4 protein-coding genes and 1 pseudogene are annotated in these 5,250 nt (G+C 38.9%); 1 reads left to right on the forward strand and 4 read right to left on the reverse strand.

What is annotated here, in order from left to right:
- A partial coding sequence (locus tag HALA3H3_RS25955) for a DUF808 family protein (protein ID WP_144410446.1) occupies positions 1-117 on the reverse strand: 117 nt, incomplete at its 3' end.
- Between the two features lie 252 nt (positions 118-369).
- Between HALA3H3_RS25955 and HALA3H3_RS03505 the strand changes: the two genes are divergently transcribed.
- Complete coding sequence (locus HALA3H3_RS03505) at positions 370-1,353, forward strand: DNA cytosine methyltransferase (RefSeq protein ID WP_022519921.1); 984 nt, start codon at positions 370-372, stop codon at positions 1,351-1,353.
- An 80-nt stretch (positions 1,354-1,433) separates the two neighbouring features.
- On the opposite strand, the gene HALA3H3_RS03510 is transcribed toward HALA3H3_RS03505, so the two are convergent.
- The 3 genes and pseudogenes from HALA3H3_RS03510 to HALA3H3_RS27585 form a co-directional block, all read right to left on the reverse strand.
- A complete protein-coding gene (locus HALA3H3_RS03510; protein ID WP_022519922.1) occupies positions 1,434-2,576 on the reverse strand; it encodes a response regulator in 1,143 nt (380 codons plus the stop codon).
- Between the two features lie 7 nt (positions 2,577-2,583).
- Positions 2,584-4,242: a sensor histidine kinase gene (locus HALA3H3_RS27735; protein ID WP_337589069.1), complete on the reverse strand. Its 1,659-nt coding sequence runs from the start codon at positions 4,240-4,242 to the stop codon at positions 2,584-2,586.
- 135 nt (positions 4,243-4,377) lie between these two features.
- Positions 4,378-4,683: pseudogene (locus tag HALA3H3_RS27585) on the reverse strand (ATP-binding protein); the annotation flags it as partial.
- Positions 4,684-5,250: the final 567 nt, after the last annotated feature.

A 5,250-nucleotide genomic window follows, 5' to 3' on the forward strand; every position in this document is an offset into this window, starting at 1 on the left:
AGCCGCCTTCGCCGTCGCCCGCCCAGCGGCGGCACTCACATCGTCCAGTGATGCTGCGGACAACTTCGCCAATGCGGCAATGTCATCCAGTAATCCTATCAAGCCGCCTATGGCCATGGATGCTTCCTCCGTGAATAACAATTGTTGATAGTAAAGCGCGTAGCGGCTGGGGGGGATGCCCTCTTTTGCACCAAGAGCTGTGTTGTTTCAGTCTCCATTCAGTCGAAATCACTCTGCCTCAGAAGGCAAGGTCTACGGGCTTAAAATATACCTTTCATCCGAAATATATCCACGACAAAATAGGCAGGACAAATTTAAACCTGGTAACATGGCTCATCGTACAAAAACGTCTCAATTGAAGAAGGCTGTATGCTCAAGTTCGTGGATCTATTTTGTGGTGGTGGCTTTGGTGCCAGGGGAGCTGTCAAGGCAGGAGCTACTCCAATTCTTGCCGTTGATGCTTGGCAGCTTGCCGCATCCACATATAAGAGCAATTTTCCTTCTGCAGAAGTCATCTGCTCACCTATCGAAGACTTAGATCCAATTGAGCTGGCAAAAAAATACAAGCCTGATGTGCTATTAACTTCACCCGAGTGCACTTCTCACTCGATCGCTCGGGGAGCCAAGCCAGGTTGTGAGCTAAGCAAAGAAACAGCTATTGGCATAATTCCCTGGATCGAAACAATGAAGCCACGCTGGCTGATTGTGGAAAATGTGAACAGGATGAAAAAGTGGGGGCGGCATCAAGAGCTGGTTAGCGCTATTGAGTCATATGGCTATACCGTAAATGACTTGTTCCTTAATTCAGCCGATTTTGGAGTTCCTCAAGCACGCAAACGTATGTTTTTGGTTTGCGACCTGCAAGGGTCTGTTATTACTCAGGAAGATCTATTCGCGTTACGCCCTAAAAGTGTTAATTCTGCTCGTTCAATTATTGACTGGTCTGGCATTTACAAAAGCCGTCCTCTTTATAGGGAAAAGAGAGCACAAGCAACGATCGATAGGGCAGAGAGGGCTATTGAAGCTCTGGGAAGAGGAAAAGATTTTATTATCGTTTATTACGGGTCAGATTACGCTGGAGGCTGGCAATCGCTTGATGCACCACTTCGCACAGTAACTACCATAGACCGATTTGGCTTGGTTACATGGGAAAATGACACTCCATACCTTCGTATGCTACAACCACCAGAGCTGCTGCAAGCTATGGGTGCAGGCTCTAAACATCTCCTCTCACACGGCAGCCGACGGGACAAGGTTAAACTTTGTGGCAACGGCGTTTGCTCGCCGGTTATGGAAACTATTTTTAAAAAAATAACATCAATTGAAACTAAAAGAATAAAACTTGCTTCTTAATAAGAAGCGTTTATTTCATGAGCCATATAAATGGCTCACGATTTATATTCAATCTAAAGCTCATCCTAGTTAAAAATATTTTAAAAAATAAACTTTTCATCTATCTTATTCCACACTTCATCTTTTGCATAATCTGGGGTGCCAATTCTACCGTAATAGTTAGAAAAAATTTGCAAAAATTCTTCTCTATATGGATTGTCAAGCGAACAAATTGGTCTATACCCATCCTCCTCAACCATCGGCATATGTAATAAGTTCTGAAAATCAACAATGCAATCATCAATAAAGAAAGTTCCGGCTAAAAACCTATATCTCGCTTTGTGCTTATTGTTAACTATATCTTTAACCTTACTTCTTGCCTGATTTACAGGAACTTTACTACTTTTCCCTCTTTGAGCCTCTGGTATTTCATGATACATTTTCAACTCATTTTCCCAATTAATATAAAGCTCATGTTCTGTAAGAGGCGTAACTCGTGCCAACAAAACATTCTCAGCATTTTCTTGCACAAAATCGCAAGCAGGAGTAAGCACCATCCATAAAGTGTTGTCGTCTTTACGACAAATAATATCAGCAGGATTGCACCCACCTTTCTCGGGGGGAAATAAATACATTTCAAGAGGGTTAATTCGACTAGTATCACAACCTAATAATTCTTTTATACTATTTTGTGACAAATTTTTAGCGAGGTTTCTTGCAACTAAAAGAGCAATATCGGACTCTATCTTACCAGTAGTAGTTTCGTTAAGAGATTTTTCAAGATTCTCCCAAATGTAAGCGCGACTTTTATCTTCAATATACCGAGTCAAATGTGGTAAACGAGTTTCAAGTATAGATTTAACTGCGTCTCTAATATCCTGTGGAGGCGATCCTTTTTCGACCACTTTAACAACATGACTTTTTAAATGCTCTACTTTAGATGGATAACCAGTATAAAATATGACAGGAACGAAGATAGTTTCCTTCAGTGCCACTAATAGCTGCTCACCTCGCTGATCTTCTTCCTCAAGATTATCCATAGGATCAGGGTCGCTAAGATCTTCATGAACATCCAAAAAAACAAAATCAAATTTGCTCTCCTGTATAAGCTTTAAACCAGCACTAAATGATGTTTCAAAAATAAATTCAAATTCATCATCGTCCATTCTGGTAGATAATATCCTAGAAAGATCTTCATGCATTTCTGAATTATCATCTACGGAAAGCACTTTCCACTTAGGCATAGTCAGTTCACACTCTTTTATTCAATAAAATTCTAAACGTGGCACCACCAGAAACTCCAGTATCTAGCAGCTCAACAGAACCATTATAATATCCATGTATTATCTCACCTACCAAACTAAGGCCAAGACCGTCACCATTAGGTTTCTTTGAGAAGTATGGCTCAAAAACCCTATCCTTATACTTCACATCAATACCAGGCCCAGTATCAGAGAAGATAATTTCTAGAGCCCCCGTTTTTTTTCTTTCAACTAACACATGTATGCTACGACGATCTTTAGGCACTGATTTTAACCAATAAAGGCTATTAGTAATAAGGTTTATGAAAATTTCAGACAGTTCAGTGGTATCAACACTAACAAGCGTACTTGTTTCAGGAAGATGTATTGACACATTTGCTTCTTTAAGCTCTTGCTCATAATTTGAAAAATTTTCCTGAATAAGGCTTTCAATATAATATTTTTTTGGCCTACCCCGTTTTCTTCCGCCAAATGGTTCCGCTCTCTGAAAGACATCTCTTAGGATTGTAGAGTGGCTAACTATTTTCCCAAAGCTTTTTTCAAAAATTTTGAACTGAGCGTCGTCAGGATTATTTTTTATAAAATCCTCTGAAGCCTCTAAACCAAGACCTGCTTCAGTTTGAATTTTTGCTAAAGGTTGACGACCATCATGAAGTATTTTATCAACAATACCACCTAAAGTTGCCAAAGCATGGTACTGCGATAATACACTTTGCAACTTTTTAATTTGCTTTTTCCAATCATCTTCAGCTTTACTAATTAGCTGAAGAGTTTCTTCTTTGTTACTTTTATCGTCCTTCAAAGAAGCTGATATTTTTTCAAAATCAGGAGACTGAAATAACCCATTTTTATTTTGATCGTCATCATCTGACTTTTTTAAAGTTTCACGTTTCGATACATACCTAAGATTTTCGGTCTCATTCAACAAAAATCTCATAATATTTTGCAAATCAAAATATGCCGAATTATTATCCAAACCTTCTCTGTTACTTCGATCATGCAAATTAGGATTTTTATCTGCTGTAATAGTTATATAGCCAGTTATTTGATTATTTGACAATCTCTTTGTAGGTGCTTGAACACGACGTATATCTAACCTAAGCCAGTCATTATTAGGTTCGCCATATGGTAAAACTCGAAAGCCGTCCCGGTAAATATTTACTCCGGCTATTGCATCTAAATCTTTTCTGACACTCCTTATACCACCACCCAATTTCTGAACTAAATTTTCAAGCTCATCGCGATCCCAAATTCTTAATTCAAACTCAAATGGACCGCTATCAACTAACCTTTCATATTCTGTAAACTCTGATTTCACTGGCGTTTCCTTAGAAGTATGTAACTCCCATTCGCCAGCCGTTAAAACATTATAGAAAAATCCACTATACTCATGAGTATTACCTTCAGCCTCAATACTCACAGAAAAATAATATTCTCCATTATCATTTACCCATCCTTTGAGAATATAATGGGGATACTTAATTATCTCTGGAGGAGCTATTTTAGAATTGAAATCAGAATACGCTTCGGGTAGCTCTAGAAATATATTAAAATCTTGTTTTGCAAAGAAAGGAGAAAGAAGTCTTGAAAGTCCACGCTGAAGTGTTTCTATGTCATGCCTTTCCCAGGTGTGCTTTAACCCATTCATTTTTAAATAAGTACCGTGTGGAGAAGCATCACAACTTTCTTCCAAAAACTTTGACAAACACCAATCATGTGTAACTACAGTAGCAACTTGCTCTTCCGCAAGAAAAAGAATATCACTTAAAAATTTTTCATCATCATCAAATTGAGTCCAATCAAAAACGGCATATGATTCGTTAAAGGATTGGCTACTGGTTCTAGTAAAAAGCTCTAGCTCATCTGCAATTCGAGCAGTAGCAAATCTACCGATTCCCTTTTCACCAAGAACCCTTCTTCTTCCATTCTGGCTTTTCTTATAATCTTTCTTTGAGGAAGTCGCAATTACCATCCAAGATGTAATAATTGTATCCATATCCATACCATGGCCATCATCTACAACATGAATCGATCCTTCTCCCTTCTCAAGGGAGTCAGAGAACGATATTAATACGTTTTCAGCATCAGCATCGTAAGCATTTTAAACAAGCTCTATTAACGCCACAGTTTCACTACTAATTAACTCTTCGCCCAAAGTTTTTAATATACGAGCTTTAGGCCGTAAAGCAATTGCTGATTCTCTATTTTTATCTTTCGACGACCCACTCATATCACACACTCCTGAGAGAAAATAAATCAAAGCATATCAAATTATGATGATTTAAATTTAAAACCATTAAGAAATCATTAATAAAAAAGAAACAATTAAAATTTATCAAAAATAACCTAGCTTAATTTGATTTGCAAACTTTAGACTCATGATAATTAAAAAAATATCTAATATTGCCAAGAGCTGGTGCCGAGTAATGATGAAACCATAACCTGAAGTATCGAGTAGGAAGGGGAGTCGCCTCCCCTGTCCTCTCACACCACCGGGCATACGGTTCCGTACCACGGCGGTTCATGCAGAACGTTTAAGCCATCTTACCGTATCCAGTACCGAGATCAGTCCCTGGTCATAAAACCATTTCCTCGGCAGGGCCTGATTCATGTGCGAAGCCCCGGCATTCCACCAGGGGCCTCGACCGTTCCCCGC

The organism is Halomonas sp. A3H3 (genome assembly GCF_000982975.1).
GTDB lineage: Bacteria > Pseudomonadota > Gammaproteobacteria > Pseudomonadales > Halomonadaceae > Vreelandella > Vreelandella titanicae.